At 64.9% G+C, this 18,985-nt stretch carries 11 protein-coding genes; 10 read left to right on the top strand and 1 reads right to left on the bottom strand.

Features of this window, described 5'->3' with window-relative positions; all coding sequences use genetic code 11:
• The first annotated feature begins 125 nt into the window (after nucleotides 1-125).
• From RIdsm_RS21340 to RIdsm_RS21295, 10 genes are all read left to right on the top strand, one after another.
• On the top strand, nucleotides 126-500 hold the full coding sequence (locus RIdsm_RS21340) for a cupin domain-containing protein (RefSeq protein WP_064261880.1): 375 nt from the start codon (nucleotides 126-128) through the stop codon (nucleotides 498-500).
• 313 nt (nucleotides 501-813) lie between these two features.
• Nucleotides 814-2,106, top strand: coding sequence for an ABC transporter substrate-binding protein (locus tag RIdsm_RS21335; protein WP_057818320.1), 1,293 nt, complete (start codon nucleotides 814-816; stop codon nucleotides 2,104-2,106).
• A gap of 79 nt (nucleotides 2,107-2,185) precedes the next feature.
• Complete coding sequence (locus RIdsm_RS21330) at nucleotides 2,186-3,055, top strand: branched-chain amino acid ABC transporter permease (protein ID WP_057818321.1); 870 nt, start codon at nucleotides 2,186-2,188, stop codon at nucleotides 3,053-3,055.
• Complete coding sequence (locus RIdsm_RS21325; RefSeq protein ID WP_236553358.1) at nucleotides 3,048-4,001, top strand: branched-chain amino acid ABC transporter permease; 954 nt, start codon at nucleotides 3,048-3,050, stop codon at nucleotides 3,999-4,001. The genes RIdsm_RS21330 and RIdsm_RS21325 overlap by 8 nt, the downstream gene beginning before the upstream one ends.
• The gene (locus tag RIdsm_RS21320) at nucleotides 3,998-4,765 is read left to right on the top strand and encodes an ABC transporter ATP-binding protein (RefSeq protein ID WP_057818325.1); all 768 of its coding nucleotides are present in this window, start codon (nucleotides 3,998-4,000) and stop codon (nucleotides 4,763-4,765) included. The genes RIdsm_RS21325 and RIdsm_RS21320 overlap by 4 nt, the downstream gene beginning before the upstream one ends.
• Nucleotides 4,755-5,465, top strand: coding sequence for an ABC transporter ATP-binding protein (locus tag RIdsm_RS21315; RefSeq protein WP_057818327.1), 711 nt, complete (start codon nucleotides 4,755-4,757; stop codon nucleotides 5,463-5,465). Before RIdsm_RS21320 ends, RIdsm_RS21315 begins: the two co-directional genes overlap by 11 nt.
• Nucleotides 5,425-6,039, top strand: coding sequence for a tetratricopeptide repeat-containing protein (locus RIdsm_RS21310; RefSeq protein WP_143100456.1), 615 nt, complete (start codon nucleotides 5,425-5,427; stop codon nucleotides 6,037-6,039). The genes RIdsm_RS21315 and RIdsm_RS21310 overlap by 41 nt, the downstream gene beginning before the upstream one ends.
• 99 nt (nucleotides 6,040-6,138) lie before the next feature.
• Nucleotides 6,139-9,681, top strand: a complete 3,543-nt coding sequence (locus RIdsm_RS21305; protein ID WP_057818331.1) for an SEL1-like repeat protein — start codon at nucleotides 6,139-6,141, stop codon at nucleotides 9,679-9,681.
• Nucleotides 9,666-17,792, top strand: a complete 8,127-nt coding sequence (locus tag RIdsm_RS21300) for a PASTA domain-containing protein (RefSeq protein ID WP_057818333.1) — start codon at nucleotides 9,666-9,668, stop codon at nucleotides 17,790-17,792. Before RIdsm_RS21305 ends, RIdsm_RS21300 begins: the two co-directional genes overlap by 16 nt.
• Nucleotides 17,793-17,873: 81 nt before the next feature.
• On the top strand, nucleotides 17,874-18,587 hold the full coding sequence (locus tag RIdsm_RS21295; protein WP_057818335.1) for a ZIP family metal transporter: 714 nt from the start codon (nucleotides 17,874-17,876) through the stop codon (nucleotides 18,585-18,587).
• Between the two features lie 10 nt (nucleotides 18,588-18,597).
• On the opposite strand, the gene RIdsm_RS21290 is transcribed toward RIdsm_RS21295, so the two are convergent.
• Nucleotides 18,598-18,891, bottom strand: a complete 294-nt coding sequence (locus tag RIdsm_RS21290) for a hypothetical protein (protein ID WP_057818337.1) — start codon at nucleotides 18,889-18,891, stop codon at nucleotides 18,598-18,600.
• Nucleotides 18,892-18,985 lie beyond the last annotated feature (94 nt).

Below are 18,985 nucleotides of genomic sequence, written 5' to 3'. Positions count from 1 at the left end.
TAGGGGAACCGCACGGGCCTGTCATGGTCTGGCGATGGTTGCGGGAGAAAAATTATATTGAGCGCTCACTCAAACTTTTAGTACAGTCAGGGCAGGTATCACGTCTGCAAGACAAAGGAGCGCCCATGAAACCGATCCAGCCCAGCGAGCGGAAGACCGCGAACATCCGCGACGACGCGGCCTATACGCCCTACACCACCACTGGCGGGCCGGAGGCGGGCACGTCCTATATCAAGCTCAATCCGCACACCAAGCGGGATGTCGGATTCTACATCTACCGCATGGAACCGGGGTCGCGATCGACCCCGCACCGCCATGGCGGCGCAGAGGAATTCCTGATTGTCGAGGGCGAGCTGATCGACAATGACGGCACCGTCTACAAGACCGGTGACGTGGTCTGGCTGGACGGGGGAACCGAGCACACCTCGCACACCGAAACCGGTTGTATCATCGCCGTATATGCCGAGGCGTCGGAGGAAGCGCCGGGTATGGCGGGATAAAAATCCGGTCCGGCCGCATCCCGGAACCGGGGGTGCGAGGCCCCTGACATTGCACAAAAAAACAGCTCTGACGCCCGCCAAAGCACAAGTGGCGGGCGTCTTGTTTGCGGGCGTGCAGGACCGCTTTGGGCGGAAATCCGAAATAATCCTTTGCCGGAATCGATATTGGCCTGCTATGGTTGATCCGAAATCGAACCATTTTGGGTAATTGGTTCAGTTGTGGTCCAGAAATCGTCTGATTTCCTCTGCCCGGTTGGATTCGGCTTCACAATAAGCCGCGAAAAAGCAGCGGTGCCAACATGGGAGTGTCAAGATGTTTTCCAGAATCCTGTCGTCCGGGCTGACGCGCCGAACGTTCCTGAAATCCACCGCCGCGACGGCGGTCAGCGCGGGGCTTCCCGGCGCGGCGCTTGCGGCCGGTGACCCGATCAAGATCGGCTTTCTCGCGCCGCTGACCGGCGCCGTGGCGGCCTGGGGCAAACCCGGCCTCGATGGCTGTGAAATCTGGGCCGAGCGGATCAACGAGGCGGGCGGCATTCAGCTGTCGGATGGCGCGCATCCGGTCGAATTCGTGAGCTACGACAACGAATACGATCCCGCCAAGGCCCGCACCGGGGCGACCAAGCTCATTCGCGAAGACGGCGTCAGCTTCATCATGATGCTGGGCGGCGACACCTGGCCGGGGGTGCAGCCGGTGGCCGACAAGACCGGCATGCTGTTCTCGACCCTGCTGCCGTCTGACCTGTCGCCCGATACGACGACGCTGATCGCGCCGGCCGAGGTGCACCCGATCTACAACGTGACGGGCGTCGAGTGGCTGGCCGAGAACAAGCCCGACCTGAAGACCGCCGTGATGTGCGCGCAGGATGACGCGCTCGGCCTGCCCTCTGTCGCCACCTATCTCGCCGCGTTCGAGGCAGCCGGCATCGAGATGCAGGAAGAGCCGCTTCTCTTCGACCCGGCCACGACCGACTTTGCCCCCGTGGTGACCCGGCTGATCGCCAACAGCCCCGACATCGTGTGCCTCGACACCTGCTATGCCGATTACGTGCACCCGATCTGCGAACAGCTGTTCCAGCAGGGGTACGAAGGCCAGATCATCAGCTGCACGGCGGATTTCTATGACCAGATGATCTCGAAGACCTCGAAGGAATTCATGGAAGGTTTCATCTTCCAGTTCCCTGATTTCGACGATCCGGCGCTCAACTCCGACCAGGTCAATTTCGAGGATCCCAACGGGTTCTACGAGGAATATGCCAAACGCTTCCCCGGCCAGTGGGGTGCGGTCAGCTGGGAATACGCCTCGATCATGGACCTGTGGAAAGCCGCCGCCGAAAAGGCGGGCTCGGCCGACCCCGAGGCGGTGATTTCGGCCATGAAGGAAGGTGGCAAGGGCAAGCACGCCTTCGGCGACGCAAGCTGGTGGGGCACCGACCTCTTCGGGATCGACAACGCGCTCGTAGGCGACTGGCCGGTCGTTGTGATCGAGGATGGCAAGGCCGTGATCAAGGGCTTCCGGAACATCCCCGACTGGTACGACAAGCACGGCGATTTGCTGGTCAAGCACATGAAGGCCTACGGCCAGATGTGGGATCAGCGCGGCTGATCCGGCTCACGTGGCAAACGGTAGCGGTCCGGCACAAGAAGCCGGGCCGCTCTCTACCTGCACGGAAAGACATACCCTGATGATTGAATTACTGGCGCAGACCTGCCTGAACGCCGTCTATGCCGCGAGCTATATCTCGCTGGTGGCGGTGGGGCTGGTCCTGATCTTCGGTGTCATGGGCGTGATCAACTTCGCTCATGGCGAGCTGTTCATGGCCGGCGCCTACGCGGTTGTGACGTTCTATGCCGACCTCCATCTCCCGTTCCTTGTCGCGGTGGCGCTGGGGCTGGTCTTCGTGGGCTGTTTGGGCCTGCTGATGGAACGGGCCCTTTTCCGGCCGTTACGGGAAAATCCGCTGGGCGGGCTTGTCGCCTCGATCGGGTTTCTGATGATCCTGCAGGCGCTGGCCGTCCTCGGCTACGGCGTCCGGATGGAGCATATCCCGCCGGTGACGCAGGAGGTGATCGTGTTTTCCGACAAGGTCCGCCTGCCGCTCTCGCGCCTCTTCGTGATCATCGCCGCCATCGTCCTTCTGGGTGCGCTCTGGTACTTCCTTAAGCGCACGAAATTCGGCTGGGCCCTGCGCGCCTCGGCGCAAGACCCGGAGGCGGCCGAGCTTCAGGGCATCTCGATCAACCAGACCGCCCGCATCGCCATGTTCATCGGCGCAGGCCTCGCGGGCATTGCCGGGGCGCTGACCGCGCCGCTCGTGTCGGTCAACCCGCATATGGGCCACTCGGTCATCGTCACCGCCTTCATCGTCATCATCGTCGGCGGGGTCGGCAGCCTCGAAGGGGCGGTGCTGGCATCGGTCGTCTACGCGGTCGTGCACACCTTCGTCACCACCTTCTATGACGGGGTGATCGCCGATATCGTCGGGCTGTCGCTCATGCTGCTGGTGCTGATCGTCAAGCCGACCGGCCTGTTCGGGAGTGCGGATCGTGCTTAAATACCTCCTCTGGCCCATCGCCCTTGTCGCCCTCATCCTGCTCCCCCACGGGCTCAGCTTCTCGCAGCAGGAAATCCTCGTCTTCCTGACCATCAACGTGCTTCTGGTCAGCACCTATCGCCTGCTCACGCTGACCGGCGAATGGTCGCTCGGCCACGTGGTGATCATGGGCGTCGGCGCCTATGCCAGCGCGCTCTACACCAAGGAATTCGGCGTCTTCGTGCCTGTCTCGATGCTGCTGGGTGGCATCACCGCCGCCCTCATCGCCATCCTGCTCAGCTTCCCGCTCTTCCGCATGAAGGGGTTCTACTTCCTCATCGGCAGCTTCGCGGCGGGCGAGATCATCCGCCTTCTGTGGAAACGCTTCCGCGAACCCTTCGGCGGGCCAAAGGGCATCAAGGGGATCGACCCGATGCCCGACTTCTCCATCGGCATCTACGATTTCGATTTCTTCGAACCGGTCAGCTACTACTACTTCGCCGGCACCATCGTGATCTTCTGCCTCTGGATCCTTTGGCGGATCGAGAAAAGCCCCGTCGGCCTGACCTTCCACGCCGTCCACTGGCAGGACAAGCTGGCCGAGGCGTCGGGCGTGAACCTGCGCGCCTACCGCACGCTGGCCTTCGCCATCGCCTCCGGCTTTGCCGGGATCGGCGGCGCGCTCATGGCGCATTACGTCGGCACCATCAACCCCAACAGCTTCGATGTCGAGGTGATGGTCTTCGTGCTCACCTGGGCCATCGTCGGCGGCACAGGCACCTTCTACGGGCCGATCCTCGGCTGCGTGTTGCTGACCGTGCTGAACGAGATCGTGCTGCGCGAGATGGGCTTCGAGCAGCTGCGCCCGCTCATCTACGGCGCCATCCTCATCGCCTCGATCCTGTTCCTGCCCAATGGTCTTGAAAGCCTCGTGCAGAAATTCACCCGCAAGGAGGCCAAGTCATGACCGCCCTTCTCGAAGTCAAGGATCTGACCATGCGCTTCGGCGGGCTGACCGCCGTCGACCACCTCGGCTTCACGGTGAAGCACGGAGAAATCCACGGGCTGATCGGGCCGAACGGGGCGGGCAAGACCACCACGTTCAACATGATCTCGGGCTTCTACAAGCCCAGCGGCGGGCAGGTTCTGCTGCGGGGCGAGGATATATCCGGACTGAAGATGCACGAGGTCGCCCGCCGCGGCGTGGTGCGCACCTTCCAGCACTCGACGCTTTTTGCCGAGCTGACTGTGATGGAAAACGCCCTTGTCGGCACGCATATGCCCTTCCGCCCCAACATCTTCGCTGCCATCATTGGCTGGGACAAGGAAGACAGGCGGGGCGCACAGGCCCGGGCGATGGAGGCGCTGGAGTTCTTCGGTATCGACCACTTGAAAGGGGAACGCGCCGGCGACCTGTCGCATGGCCACCAGCGGGCGCTTGGGTTGGCGGTGGCCTATGCCAGCCACCCCGACGTGATGCTGTTGGATGAGCCCTTCACCGGCATGAACCCCGAAGAGACCCGCCGCATGATGGACCTCATGGAAAAGCTCAGCCACGAGGGCATCACCATCCTGATCGTCGAACATGACATGCAGGCGATCATGGGCCTCTGTGACACCATCACATGCATGAGCTTCGGCAAGTTCCTGGCCGAGGGCGGGCCCGACGAGATCCGCAACCACCCCGACGTGATCGAGGCCTATCTCGGAGGGTCGCGCAATGTTGCTTGAACTGAAGGGCGTGTCGGCCGCCTATGGCAAGATCACCGCCATCCGAGACATCTCGATGACCGTGGACAAGGGCCAGATCGTCACCATCATCGGCGGGAACGGGGCGGGCAAGACCACCACCCTGCGCGCCATGTCGGGGATGCTGCCGGTGACGGCGGGCGAGATCACCTTCGAGGGCAAGCGCATCGATGGGCTGCCGGCCAGCAAGGTCGTCGCCCACGGGATCGCCCATGTGCCGGAAGGCCGACGCATCTTCCCCGACATGACGGTCGAGGAGAACCTGCGCACGGGCGCCTTCCTGCGGAAGGACACGGCCGGGATCGAGTTCGACCTGTCCACGGTCTACCGGAAATTCCCCCGTCTGCAGGAACGGCGCGGGCAGCGGGCGCAGACCCTGTCGGGCGGCGAACAGCAGATGCTGGCCATCGGCCGGGCGCTGATGTCGAAGCCGCGGCTTTTGTTGATGGACGAGCCGTCGATGGGCCTTGCCCCCGTCATCGTCGACGAGATCGCCGAGATCATCCGCGAGATCAACCAGCAGCAGGGGCTGGCCGTCGTGCTGGTCGAGCAGAACGCCGAACTGGCGCTTGAGCTGGCCGATCACGCCTATGTCCTCGAAACCGGAAATTGCAACCTGAATGGACCGGCAAGTGAGCTACATGAGAACGACCATGTCCGTGCGGCATATCTGGGGATTTGAGCGCGGCGATACCGAAATGCGCCTGGCACGCGAGGCCGGATGGCGGCGCTCCGAGTTGGTTTGGGAACGGGTGATGGAGGCCGGCAACCGGGCGTGGGACGAAGGGCGCGTGATGCGGGCGCGCTGGCTGTTCGGGCTGGGCGACCGGATCGCGACGATGAGTTTCGACGAGGGCGATCCGCGGCGGGCCACGGCACCGGCGGCCCTGGCGCGTGTTCATATGCAGCGGGGCAGAGCGGCCAAGGCAAAGGCGCAGATCAGGCGGGCGATTGATGAATGGGCCGGGGTCGGGGCGTTTATCGACGGGGTCGAGATCCGGCCACGGGCGCGAAGCTCGCTGTTTCACCTTCGGATGGAGGTGCGCCACCGGGAGACCTTCCACGACAACCTGCGCACGCGTTGCCGGAAATTCGCCGAGGAGACGCGCGAAACGATGGAAGGCATCGCCGGGGAGGGCCCGCCGGCCGGTCATCGGCACTTCGGGCGTTGGCGCGGGGAAAAGCCCAACATTTTCGACGATACGCGTCGTGTGCTGTCGGCTTGCCTGTTGATGCCGGACGCGCCGAAAGGCTGAGCTTCATCGGGTCCTGTTCCGTTCGCGGCACCGCCATGCTGCGGCGCAGATATGAGAAATCGGCTTTCTGGGGTAATATCGATTCTCGGGGGATGTCCGATGAATTGGTATGTTGCGCATATTGCTGGCGCCATATTCCTGTATTCCATCTGCGCACCGTTTCATTTGGAGGCGCAGGAGAGGCCCTGTCTCGACGGCAGCGGTGCCGAGGGGGTGGCGGCCTGTGATGCTCGGTTGGCCGACCCCTCCAACCTGACCCCGTCGGAGGTTGCTGCCTATCGCCGGGCCCGGGCGGGGCACAGGCTGGATGTGTCGGATCACGCGGGGGCTCTCGCCGATCTGGATGCGTTGAGCCAGTTCGATGCCGCGTCGACGTTGCACCATTACCGCAGGGCGCTGGCGCTGAAGGCGCTTGATCGACCGGAAGACGCCATGGAGGCGGTCGGCCGGGCGCTCGATCTCGATCCGCAGCACGTGGACAGCCTTCTTTTGCGGGCAGAGCTTGCGGTTGCGGGGGGTGAGGCGGAAACCGCGCTGGCCGATGCGGGGCTGGCCATCACGCTGCAACCGGACAATGCCGCGGCGAATACCCTCATGGCGGATGCCCTGCGCCAGATCGGCGCCACTGACGCCGCCGATCGCAGCCGGGAGCAGGCGGAGACCGTCGCGCGGGACGATAGCGGGAGCGAGGCGGGTGATGTGGGGTTGTCGGATGTGGCCGAGGACAAGGCGACCGAGCCCGACAAGCCGGCGGAGCCTGCCTCTGCCGCGCTATCTGCGGGTGACGAGGCCCGGCCGGCTGCCACCGCACAGGCGACGAACGACCTGGAACTGGTGTTCTGGAACGACGTGAAGAACAGCACGTCGCCCGAGGAGTTGGAGGCCTTTGTCGCGGCGTTCCCTGAGTCGGTGTTCGTCACGCTGGCCACGTTGCGGATCGAGCGGCTGAAAGGTCAGACCTCGGTGGCGGTTGCCAAGCCGCCCGAGGCGCAGCCGGTGGTGACGCCGCCGCCCGAGCTTCCGCCGACCCGCGCCCTGCGGTTCCAGCTCCGCAAGGACGACGGCAGCGGGGCCGCGGTATGGAAGGCGATGGAGTTGCCGACGGGCGGGTTCGTCTTTGCCGGGATTACGACCGATGAGGCCGAAAACAGGGATCTGGCATGGGTCGCCCGGTATGATGCGGATGGCAAGCGTCTGTGGCAGGTGTCGGAGCCATCCGACCACGAGTTCACCGGCTTTACCGATCTTGTCCTGTTGGGGAGCGGCAACCTTATGCTGTCCGAGGTGAAGACCGACAACGGAGACGAGCCGCCGCTCATGCGGGCGCGCGTTTTCGACATGGACGGCAACCCTGTATCGGACCACGAGATCGAGGCCGGCACGCAGGGCTGGCCCTATGCCGGCCTGGCCCCGCTGGAGGATGGCGGCGCCGCGCTGGTCAGCGAGACCCGCGAGAGCGAGAAGGTGAGTGCCACCTTCCTGATGCGGTTCGATGCCGAGGGCGCGCCGGTTTGGCGGCATGAACTCGAGGCCGAGTTTTCCATGGCGGCGATCCGGGTCGTGGGGTCGGGCGGGCATATTTTCGTGCTGGGGCGCATGTGGGACCCCGAAAGGGACAAGGATCTTTTCAAGGAGTCGACGGTCTGGCTTCGGAAATACACGCTGGATGGCGAGATGGTCTGGCACCGCGATCTCAATACCGGTCAAGACCTTTATCCCGGCGATCTCGAGGCCCTGCCGGATGGCGACGTGCTGGCCATCTACACGCGCGACGAGAAGAATTATGCCGTCCGGGTCGATGCCGATGGCACCAAGGCGCCAAGGGTTTCGGCCGGTATCGGGCAGAAGCAGTACGCCTACAACCTCGAGGTGTTCGAGGATGGCGGATATGCCGTGGCGGGCTCGGCCGGGATCAAGGACGACTACGACAATTCGGTGGCCTGGATCACCTGGTACGACGCGGCCGGCAAGGAAGTGAGCCGCCGGGTGTTCGGCGACAAGCAGGAGGAGCATGTCTCGGCTCTCGGGTCGACGCATGACGGCGGTTTGCTTGTCGTCGGCCAGGACAGGGCATGGTCCGAGGCGATGCAGCCCTCGTGGGTCGAGGTGGTGCCGCGCCTGCGCCGGATCAACGCGGCCCTGCTCAAACCGGAAAGCAGCGGGGTGATGCAGAAATGCGTGCGCCGCGCGGCCGGTGATGGGGATACCCAGAACCCGTATGATGCGAAGGGGGCTGCCTGGGAGGATTTTGATGCCGAGGCCGCAAAGGCAGCCTGTACGCTGGCCGCCGGCCTCTACCCCGAAAACGCGGCGGTTCAGTTCCACTATGGCCGGACGATGCACAAGCTCGAGGCGTTCGGTGAAGCGGCCAAGGCCTATGCGGTGGCGTCCGACCTTGGCTATGTGCGCGCGAACCTTGGTCTTGCCGTGATCCATTCGGAAGGTCCGTTGCACCTGCGCGACGAGATCAAGGCGGTGCGGTTCCTGCAGAGGGGCTTTGCGGCCGGAGATGCCGAGGCCGCCTTTCTGCTTGGAGAACGGTACCAGGCCGGCAAGGGAGTTCTGAAGAGTGACAAGAAGGCGGCCGAGGCCTTTCGCGTGGCCGCCGATGGCGGCATGGCCGAGGCGCAATTCCGGCTGGCCATGGCCCTGCGCAATGGCAAGGGGGTCACCTACGACACCAAGGCGGCGCGGACCTATTTCACCAAGGCAAGCGATCAGGGGCATGTCGAGGCCAAGGTCGAACTGGCGCGCATGTACCTGTACGGGATCGGCGGTTCGGCAAACCGTTTCGTCGCCCGGAAGCTTTACATCGATGCCGCCGAGGCGGGGCATGCCTATGCGGCCGAACGGCTTGCCCAGGCCTATCGCTGGGGCGACGATCTTGCGGGGGTGAACCAGTCGAAGGCGGCCGAGTATTACCACAAGGCGGTCGATAACGGCAGTTCCCGGGCGCTGGCGGACCTGGGCTATTTCTACATGTACGGCGTGGCGGTGCCGGAGAACAAGGCCAAGGCGATCAGCTATTACCGCCGGGGCGTGGCCAAGGGGGACGGGCTGGCGGAGTACTATCTCGGGTCGGCCTATCGCTATGGCAAGGGGCTTCCCAAGAACGAGGCCGAGGCGATGCGCCTGTTCAACCTGGCCGTGGCGGACGGCCAGGCCGAGGCGATGGTCGAACTCGGGTACATGTACCGTTCAGGGATCGGCACCGCCAAGGATGAAAAGAAGGCCTTTACCTATTTCAACCGCGCCGCGAACCGGAAAAGCCGCAGGGGGCTTCGGGAATCCGGCTGGATGCTGTGTTTCGGTGAGGGCACCACGAAAAGCCTGAAGGTCGGGCTCGATCGCCTGAAGGAGGTGGCGAAGAAAGAGGATGGCCTCACGGAAGTTTACCTGGGCTATATCTACGAAACCGTCGCCTCGGTGCGCGACCCTAACGCTGCGGCGCGACATTACTACAAGGGATTGCGGCTGGGCGAGCCGTGGCCCGTGTCCCGCAACGCGCAGGCCTGGAACGCCGCGACGGCGCGGGAGTTGCAGCAGCGGCTCAAGAATGGTGGCCATTACGACGGGCCGATCGACGGGGCCATCGGGCCGGCGTCCGTCAAGGCGATGAAGGCGCTGTGCCGGTGCGGATAGGCCGGCATATCGCCGGGCTGGCGCACTGCCTTGCCTGTCTCGCGCTGCTGACGATCCTTGCCGCGCCCGCCGGGGCGCAGGGCTATGACATCTTCGCGCCGCCGCCGCCGCAGGCGGCGTCGGATTATGAAGCGGCGCTTCGCTCGGCCGGGGTGCTGACGCAGGGCCAGACGGCCGGTGACCTGTCGGCGGATCAGCAGGCGGCGCTGGGCGCGCTTCGGCTGGCGCAGGAAAAGCCGTCGATGGGGTCGGCGATTGCGCTGCTGTCGCATTTCCCGACATTCACCGACAAGAAGAACGACCTGTTCCGCCGGACCTTGGCGCAGGAGGCGCGAAACGCCTTCCTGATGGCTGATGCCGCCAAGTACGAACTGGTTTTGCGGACCAACAAGAGAATTCATTCCGAGGCCGCATCTTCCGGCGGGATCGCGGTGTCGTTGCGGGTGGGCTCGACCGGGTTGCGGTTCGCGCAGTGGCAGCAATGGGTCGCCGCGGGCCGGCCGATGGACGGCGAGTGGACATTCCGCGACCCGTTCGACGATGGCAGGACGACCACGTTCACCGGTATGCCGGTCGATCAGACCTACATCGATGCCAAGCTGCTCAATGCCGATGACGACGTGACGAACTGGGCCAGCGAGGCGGCAAGGAAGGCCGACCCGCTGGCCAATGAACGGCTGAACGGCAAGGCCGCCGCGACGATCTTTGCCGAGATCACGGCGGACGAATTGGGAAGGCTCGACCCGGACGAGCGCAAGGCCGTGCGCGGCGGGGCAGGGTCGGTCGCGCCCGACGTGATGATGGTGGAGTTCCTGTCGCCGACGCAGGCCTACAACATCATGGGCGAAGAGGCGAAGCGCAATGCCAAGGGGTGGGAAGCACCCATCGACCTGACCAGGCTGCATTTCCTTGGCGCGTGGGTGCATGCCGATCCGGAGAAGTACAACGGGCTTTATGCCGAGGAGCAGCTTCATGCGTGGGGCATGAAGAAAGGATATGTCACCGAGAACGTGTCCGAGCCCCTGGCCGACGGCTCGACCAAGACTTACCGGGAAAGCGCGACCGAGGGCGTGCTGAAGGATATCACCGGCGCGGATGTCTTTCCCAAGGGGGTGAAGGACCCGTTTGGTTGGATGGCCACGAATTACCGGCAGATCTTCGTAACCCATGACGGCGATCTCGACAGTCTCGCCAAGTATTCCGAGCGGATGATCGACTGGTGGTCGTCGGTCAACCTGTCGCCGGAAGAGCTGCGGAACCTTGCGGCGAACAGCCCCGGGATCCGGCCGATTTCGGCGGCGGAGTTCGACACGCTTGAGGCGTTGGCCCGCGATATCCGAAATGCGGAGAGCGCGGATGCGAAGATGGAGGCCATCGAGGCGGCGGGCGGCAAGGACCAGGCGATTGCCAAGCTGAAAGACCTCAACCAGGCGATGATGATCACCGGTCAGCGCAAGCATCTCGAGCAACTGGCCGAGAGCGCGACGAAGATCCTGCAGCAGGATAGCGCCGCGCGCACGTTGAAGGCGCGGCTTGAGGCTCCGCTGGATTTTGCAGGGATCCTTGCGGAGGCGGGGCGGCGGCGGGGGGCGAATGCGGGCGAGGATGACCCCTATGTCGCCTTCGAGACCTCGATCAACGCTTATGCCAACGGCTATGCCAACCTGCCCGCCGATGTCGCTCAGAACATGGCCGCCGATATCGCGGCCTTCGTCGAGAGCGATTTCCTGAAGCCGCAGGGCGAGGGGCAGGTCAGTGCAGAGCTGCGCCTGCAATTGCTGCCGGTTCTGGAACGCGGGGCCGAGCGGGCCCGGGCCGTGGGAACGGATATCCGCGAGGATGCCGATGGGCTGGCCCGGTTTGCCACGCTGGCCAACAGCGATCTGGGCGAGCGGATCAGCAAGCATCTGGTCGATCTTGGGGAGCCCGACCTGCATGGCTATCTCAACAAGATCCTTCAGGGCGAGGTGACACGGCGGAAATACTGGCTGTTGCCCGAGTCGGAAGGCGGCTGGCCCAAGGTTCAGGAGGTGGACCAGATCTGGCGGCCCGCGGATATCGGCAACGATTTCAAGCGGATCATGTGGCTGGGGCAGAAGCTTGGCTGGAGCGATGCGCAGTTCGGCGAGCGGCTGGCGGCGTATTTCAACGGGCCGGAATACCGGGTGCCCACCGCGCCGCTGCCGGATGGCGAGGCGCCGCGGCAGAGCTATTCCGACAAGGCCATCGATGCCTATCTGGCCTTTTCCAGGCTGTTCGAGCGGGCGGCGTCGACGACGCATTACGTGACGATGACGGATTCCGACGGCAACACCGTCACCAAGCAGATCAACGGCACCAGTCTTCTCGACGGTACGATCAGCACCGGGCAGGTGTTGTGGATGGAAACCGTGCGGGGGGCCGAGTTCGCGACGAAGGTCTGGGGGATCAAGGGCGATGTCGAGGCCATGGCCAGTTTCGCCAGCACTCTTCATTCCTTCACGCTGGGCAGTCCCGATCAGACCGACGCCGACCGGGCGCGTGCGCTGGCGACGATGGCGTCGGATGCCTACGGGCTTTTGCCGAAGCTGGCCGAGCAGTTCCCAGACAACCGCTGGGCGCAGACGATCGACGACGCGCTGGGGTCGAATTCGCGGCTGGGCAAATTCGGCGGCACGGCGGGTGCGGCGCTGAAAGGGGCGGGCAGCGCCTTTCAGACCCCGGAGTCGCAGGAGGCGCTTTACGGTGCAGTCGTGACCGACCTGCTGGCGGTCTGGCAGCCGCATGTGGCGACGGCGATGACCCTGCATGCGATGTACAAGTGGGGCGCCACGAAATATGCGACGTCGATGGCGACGTCGGACATGGTTCAGTTGCTCGCCCGCAACGGGGAATGGGAGTTTCCGGAGGATGGCACGCCGCCGAAGCTGACGGCGTTGCACCTTGGCGAGCTGGTGATCCCCGAGAATGCCGAGGCGCGGAAAGGGCAATGCGTCTTGCGGGGGCAGTCGGCGCTGGCGCGGGACAGCAGGGCGAAGACAAAGTCTGTGGGGGTCGAGGAAGCGATCCGCATCATTCCGGCGTTTCAGGAGCAGGGTGTGCCGTTGTGCAAGCGGATCAACGGCAAGGTTTGCGAGCCTGCGGCCGAGACCACCTATGTGACGCCGCGCGAGGCCGCGCTGACGCTCTTCAAGACGTCCGGCCTTGAACAGACCGATCCGCTGCTGCTGGCCAACCGCGATGCCATCAACGCGATGACGGGGTGGGAGTATTTCGACGGGCTGCGCCGGTTCTTCTTCGACGACGGCAGCGAGTGGACGGCGGCGCGGTTGGAAAGCCACGGGATCTATCCGCCGACGCCGGAGGATGCGTCCTTCGTGCTTCGTGAGCCCATCGAGGTGCGGATGAAGCCGTCGGACTTCGCCGACCGGCCGAGAGACAGCGACAACATGTGGATCCATGCCGGTGTCTGGCGGTCGTTGCACGAAGGCGGGCGCAAGATGCTGGGTTACATGGCGAGCGATTACTGGGTGCGGCGGCAATACCTGATGGAATGCGTGCTGATGGACGAGTGGATCCGGCAGGCGGCGTTGCAGGCCCAGAAGAACGATTACGAGGGCATCGATATCGGTGATGTGGCCGGGCGGCTGGCCTCGCTCGACCGGCGGATGCGGGCGCTCGATGCGAAGGTGTGGCCGGTCTTCGCCGCGTCTTACCAGCCGTACCCGGAGGAGTTGGAGGGAGCGCCCTATCCGGACGATCAGAAGCTGGCGATCTACGATCACTATCTCGGGGCCACCGCCAACCCGCGCCGCGACCTGCGTGACCTGATCGCGTGGTTCGAGGGCGAACAGACGCCTGACAACGTGCCCGATGACATTCTCGGGCGGGCGGTTGCCCGGCAGTTGTTCACGCTCGATCCCGGCAGTGCGCCCAGTTCGGGCCGGGCCGCGTTGATGGGCGAGCAGGGCGACGAGACGGAGTTTTTGCGGAAAAGCCAGACGCTTTTGCAGACCAGGGTCGAAACCATGCTGGCGGATATCACCGATATGGTCGGCAAGTACGAGGACGGGTTCGACAAGGTACTGAAACGTGTCGCCAAGTTCGAGAAATTCGTGGCCCGGGCCGAGGGCTACAGGATCGCGCCAGTGCATGTGGCGATCATGGGCGTGGGCGGGTTCGACCCGCCCGGCGGCAGGTACGGGAAGGTCGAGGATCACCTCTTCCCGGACGGCGCGTGGACGGAAGACATGTACAGCGGCAGTGCCGAGAACGAGTTGCTGAGCTCGCTCAACGTGGGTGACCTGAGTTTTGCCTCCGACGGCTCGGTCGGGGCGGCGCTGCGGGAATGGGAGACGAGCTATAGACAGGCGCTGGACGATGCGCGTGACGGGGTGGGCGAGCGAATCGCGCCGATGCAGACGACGCTTCTGGACGACAAGCAGTGGATGATCTCGCGGATCACGCCGATCTACTCGGATGAGACGGCGCGTTTCGAGGTCATGGTCGGGATGAACACCGACGAGCTGGCCGCGGCGCATCCGCTGTTCCCGCGGATCCTTCGGCAGGCGTTTCAGGCCAACAAGGTGCAGCGCGTCGCGGCGCAGGGCCCGCGCGTGGGCGAGGTGGAGCTGGCCGCAGTGGGCAAGGAGCTGAAGGCGGACGGGCCGGAGGGGAAGGCGCCGGAGATTGCGTCGGTCGATGAGCTGAAGGCGGCAGGTGATGGCTTCATCCTGTCCGCCGGGGAGCTGATTGCCTTGACGGGTGACCTGTTCGAGATCGACGTCGCGGGAGATGGCCTGAGCGCACATTTTGTCGGCAATACCGTCGAGAGGAGCTTTGCCGCCAAACCGCGAACGGGTGAGGGGATGCCGGTGGTCACGCCCGATGATCTGACGGCGTGGATCGATAGGGTATATTGGGAGGTCGCCCGGAACCACGATTTCTCGGGCCCGGTTCAGCGGATCGGGGTTGATCCGGAGCGCGACATCGCGTTTCCGCCTGCGCTTCTGCCGGAAGAGGCGGGGGCCGCCCATGTGCCGCCGCTGATGACCTGCGATGCGTCGCGGACGGATGGCGATTACGAGGCGCGGGTGGCCGTTCTGCCCGGGGATGAGGATCATGCGCTGCACCTGCCGCTGGTCAGCCCTGGGGTGTTCTACCTGCGGGCGGTGGCGGTGAGCCGGCATGACGTGCCGCTGGCGCGCGCGGACCTGAAATTCGAGGTTGCCCCGGCCGAGTTGCGCGGGGCGCTCGAGGTCACCGGGGGGGAGATCGATACCGCGCAGGGCGAGAAGGTGGAGCTGCATGTGGGCGGGCGGCCGTGGCGGAAGCTGGTGAGCGAAACCGCGGACCTGCCGGCGCAGGCCGACCGGCATCCGATCCTGACCTTGCACGGGGCCGGGCTGTTCCGGGCACAGCTTTGCGGGACGCTCTCGCAGATCATGCTGAACACCGAGCCGGTGCCGCCGAAGCTGAACCTGCCATCCGAGGCGGCCAGAAATCTCGAGACGGCGGGTTTCTTCTTCCCGTCGCCGCATGCCGCGACGGCTGAGCTGATCGAAAGCGATACCGTTACATCGGTTGCCATGGAGCCGGGCGTGTTCGGATTGAAGGCGCCGGTCAAGATCGTGCTTCCGCGGGCCGAGGCTGTGCCGGTTTCGCTCGTCGCCAAGGATGCCTCTGGCGCCGAGGTGACGCCTGAGCAAAGCCGGGTTCATGTTGGAGATGACAGCCATGCCGGCCCGTGGCCGGTGGCGCTGGACCTCGAGGATGGTGATGCGTTGACCGGCACGGCCGAGATGACGGTTGTCGGTGGCACGGCGCGCGGCACGTCGGAGCCGGTGGCGTTCTCGGTGGCGGAGCACGTTGGCGGGCTTGAGCTTGAGGTGGAGATCCCGGCCTATGCCCGGGGCAATCTCGACGTGACCGGGCGGTTCGTGGTGCCGGAGGACATGGAAGGGTTTGGCGGCATCGCCGGCGGGCAGATCTGGTCGAACCTCTTGCCGGATAGCGGCGCCGTGCTGAGGCGGGCGGGGTTCGGTTTTGCCAATGCGGAGCCCGTGGCCTTGGCGAACGGGCTGTCGATGGAGGTGCTGCTCTATGCCGATGACGAGGTCGAGACCTATCTGACCGCGGCGATCCCGGGCAGAGCGGCCTTGCCCGAGGGCGGGCGTCTTAATCTTGGTGATCTGAGTGTCGAGGTGCTGCGGGCCAAGACGTTTCAGCTGACCGTGACGCTGAAGGACTGGACGGGGCGGACCCTGCTTGATCCGGGCGCGGCGCGGGTCACGCTTGACGGGTCGGCCTTCGAGGAGGTCAATGGACGTTTCACGATCCGGACCTCGTTTCGTGGCCGCAAGCAAGAGCGCGCGTTGCTGGTAAGCTATGCCACGCCCGATGGCGACCTGACCGAAACGGTGAAGATCGGTGCCGATATCGTCGACGATCCGCTCAACCCGACAGACCCCGACCCGATTGTCATCCGCCTGCCGTTCTACCAGCCGGGAAGTCTGAGGCTGTCGGGAACCAGCGCTTTTGGCGATGCGCGCTTTGCGGACGAGGCGCCGCGCGGGCAATTCGGCACCGGCTTTCGCGCCAAGCCGGTCATGGATGACTGGGAGGAGATCGTCGGAAGGCCGTTCCTGTTCGATCTTTCATTCCCGGTGCCGGTCGGGGCGCCGCTGATGGTGTCGGGCAAGACCCGGATCGGGATGAACAGCTTCAAGGGCTCGGTGTCTGCCGCCGCGCCGGACAGGGCGGGCGCCGGTACGGTGACGCTCGATATGGGGGTTCTGAAGTTCGAGCCGTTCCTTGACCTGATCCCGATGCCGGACCTCGTCGACATGACGGTCGACGAGGTGGAGCAGGCCTATGGCGAGACGTTCACGTTTCAGGTCAGCCGCCCGAAGGTGGCGGAACGGGACGAGGATATCGGGCGTATCTACGTTCAGGCGCCGTTGCCGGATGACAGCCCCGATCGGCCCTCGCTGGTGCCGCGCGGGATGCTGGTGTCGCTCGCGGCCTACGAGGACCCGGCGGAGGGGCTTGTCGTCTTGCCGCCGGTCACCGGCATGGACGAACCGGCGGCGCGGGCGATCCTGAAGGGGCTCGACGAGCGCATCGTCGTCACCACCGTGCCCGGCCGGCCTGCCGAAGAGGGGGAGGAGCCTGACCGGGTGCTGGAACAGAGCCCGGGGGCCGGCACGCCGATCGACCCGGCGACGCAGGGTGTGACGCTGACCGTGACGACCTTCGTGACCGCGAGCGTGGCGCCGGAAGAGAGCGAGGAGGATGAGGGCGAGGTGCCTGAGCCTGTCGAACCCGACGGCGGCGAAAACGATGGCGGCGACGAGGAGGAGACCGGTGAGCCCGGCGCCTTCGCGGTCGCGGGGGAATGGGTGGGCACGTTCAAGGTCACCCATGTGGAGCTCGATGTCTCGGTGGAGGAAGGCTCGCGCATCGCGATCACCTGTCGCGAGGCGCGGCCCTGTGCGCATCGCTGGGTCGCCATCATGGCCGAGGAGCTTGAGAAGGAGATCGAGCGGCAGGAGGCGGAAGCGGCGGCCAGGGAGGACGATAGCGGTCTGGGCTCTTTGGGCGAAGCGGTTACCGTCGGGGCGCTCGATGGTTTCGGGCTGGCGATCATCGGCGTTGCGGCGTTCGGTGGCGTTGCCGTCATCGACATGATGTTCGAGGGCATCGACTATGGCATGATCGTCCGGCAAAGCGAGGAGGGGGAGATCTCGCTGCAGCTGCCCGACGACGAGAGCGGCCTTTCCGCGTTCCTCGCATTGGCCGATGCCAGTGTCGGCGAGGATGGCGGCCTTGTCCTGAGCATGGAGGACCGTCGGATGGACCAGGCGCTGGTCACCCTGAGGGGCCGGATCTCTCCGACTTCGGCGGGGGCGAGGATGGAGGTGACGCTTTCGGCGAGGGGGACCGGGCAGGAAGGGGACGCGACCATCACCATGGTGGGCGACATGGTGCGCGGCGTGCCGGACATGACGCCGATCCTGCCCAGGCTTCAGGCCCAGTTGGTGGGCGCGCTTGAAAACCCGCCTGCGCATTACCGCGGGCTTCTGGCGCCGCTCAAGGCGAAGATCGACGAGATGACCGAGAGCTCGGACTAGGCAGGCTCACTTGAAGCTGCCGGGGATTGGAATAGTGTCGGCCCCGAGCCCGTTATTCCGACTGTTCGAAAGCCCGCTTCGATGCCCGACGTTCTTCTTGCGATTGTGTATGGCCTGTTCGCCGGGTTGATGATTCCGGCCGGCGGTTACCTGGCCAGTATCGAGCGTATCCAGCCCAACTGGCTCGAGCAGGAGTTCCGCCACAGCGTGATCGCGTTTGGCGGGGGCATCCTTGTTTCGGCGGTTGCCTTCGTGCTGGTGCCCGAGGCGCTGGACCTGCTGCCGATCTGGGCGTCGGTGCTGACGTTCTTTGGCGGGGGCGCGCTGTTCGCGCTGCTTGAATACTTGCAAAGCAAGAAGGCCTCGCAGAATGCGCAGTTTATCGCGATGCTCACCGACTTCGTGCCGGAGGCGGCGTCACTCGGGGCGATGATGGCCGCGCGGACGCCGGAAGCGGCGCTTCTGGCCTTTCTGATCGGGGCCCAGAACCTGCCCGAAGCGTTCAACGCCTGGCGTGAGTTGCGGGGCGGGCGGCATCACCGGAGGGCCCATGTGATGCGGATCTTTTTCGTGCTGGCGCTGATTGGGCCGGCGGCCGTGTTGCTGGGGTATTTCTTCCTTGCCGAGCGGCCGATCCTGACCGGCACGATCATGATGGTTGCGGCCGGGGGCATCCTGTTCCTGACATTTCAGGACATCGCCGTGAAAGCGCATCTCAAGTACAAGCAGGCGCCATCCCTGGCGGCGCTGCTGGGTTTTTCGCTCGGTATGGTCGGCCACGCGTTGGTGAGCTGACCGCGGATCGCTACCTGATCCAGACCAGTTGCAGCGGCGCGGGCCGTTTCGCGGCGAGACGGCGCCGGGCCTGTTCGAGCTTGGCTTTCGCCGTTGCCAGTTGCAGCATCGCCCGCTCGCGGCGGTCGTAGATGCCCCGGATCCGCGAGCCGGGCTGGCCGATGGCGGTATCCAGGGGGCGGCTTGCGGCGGGGAACCAGGCTTTCATTTCCTGACGGGCTACCGTCAGCGCCCTCTCGGCTTCGAGATAGCGGCGGTAGGTGACGAGCAGAACGCGGCGGCGTGTTTTCAGTTCGGTATGCATCTGTTGCCTCCGTAAGGCCAGTGGTGCGTCTCCATCATACCACGGCGCGGGCGCCACTCAAGTGGGAGAACCGGAATGTGAATGCCGGGGTCCG

Origin of the sequence: Roseovarius indicus, from assembly GCF_008728195.1 — a bacterium.
GTDB lineage: Bacteria > Pseudomonadota > Alphaproteobacteria > Rhodobacterales > Rhodobacteraceae > Roseovarius > Roseovarius indicus.
This window is presented reverse-complemented; position numbering and strand designations above follow the sequence as displayed.

Excerpts from the sequence above, each read along its gene's own strand:
- RIdsm_RS21340 (WP_064261880.1), top strand. The coding sequence starts at position 126 with ATGAAACCGATCCAGCCCAGCGAGCGGAAGACCGCGAACATCCGCGAC.
- RIdsm_RS21335 (WP_057818320.1), top strand. The coding sequence starts at position 814 with ATGTTTTCCAGAATCCTGTCGTCCGGGCTGACGCGCCGAACGTTCCTG.
- RIdsm_RS21330 (WP_057818321.1), top strand. The coding sequence starts at position 2,186 with ATGATTGAATTACTGGCGCAGACCTGCCTGAACGCCGTCTATGCCGCG.
- RIdsm_RS21320 (WP_057818325.1), top strand. The coding sequence starts at position 3,998 with ATGACCGCCCTTCTCGAAGTCAAGGATCTGACCATGCGCTTCGGCGGG.
- RIdsm_RS21315 (WP_057818327.1), top strand. The coding sequence starts at position 4,755 with ATGTTGCTTGAACTGAAGGGCGTGTCGGCCGCCTATGGCAAGATCACC.
- RIdsm_RS21310 (WP_143100456.1), top strand. The coding sequence starts at position 5,425 with ATGAGAACGACCATGTCCGTGCGGCATATCTGGGGATTTGAGCGCGGC.
- RIdsm_RS21305 (WP_057818331.1), top strand. The coding sequence starts at position 6,139 with ATGAATTGGTATGTTGCGCATATTGCTGGCGCCATATTCCTGTATTCC.
- RIdsm_RS21295 (WP_057818335.1), top strand. The coding sequence starts at position 17,874 with ATGCCCGACGTTCTTCTTGCGATTGTGTATGGCCTGTTCGCCGGGTTG.
- RIdsm_RS21290 (WP_057818337.1), bottom strand. The coding sequence starts at position 18,891 with ATGCATACCGAACTGAAAACACGCCGCCGCGTTCTGCTCGTCACCTAC.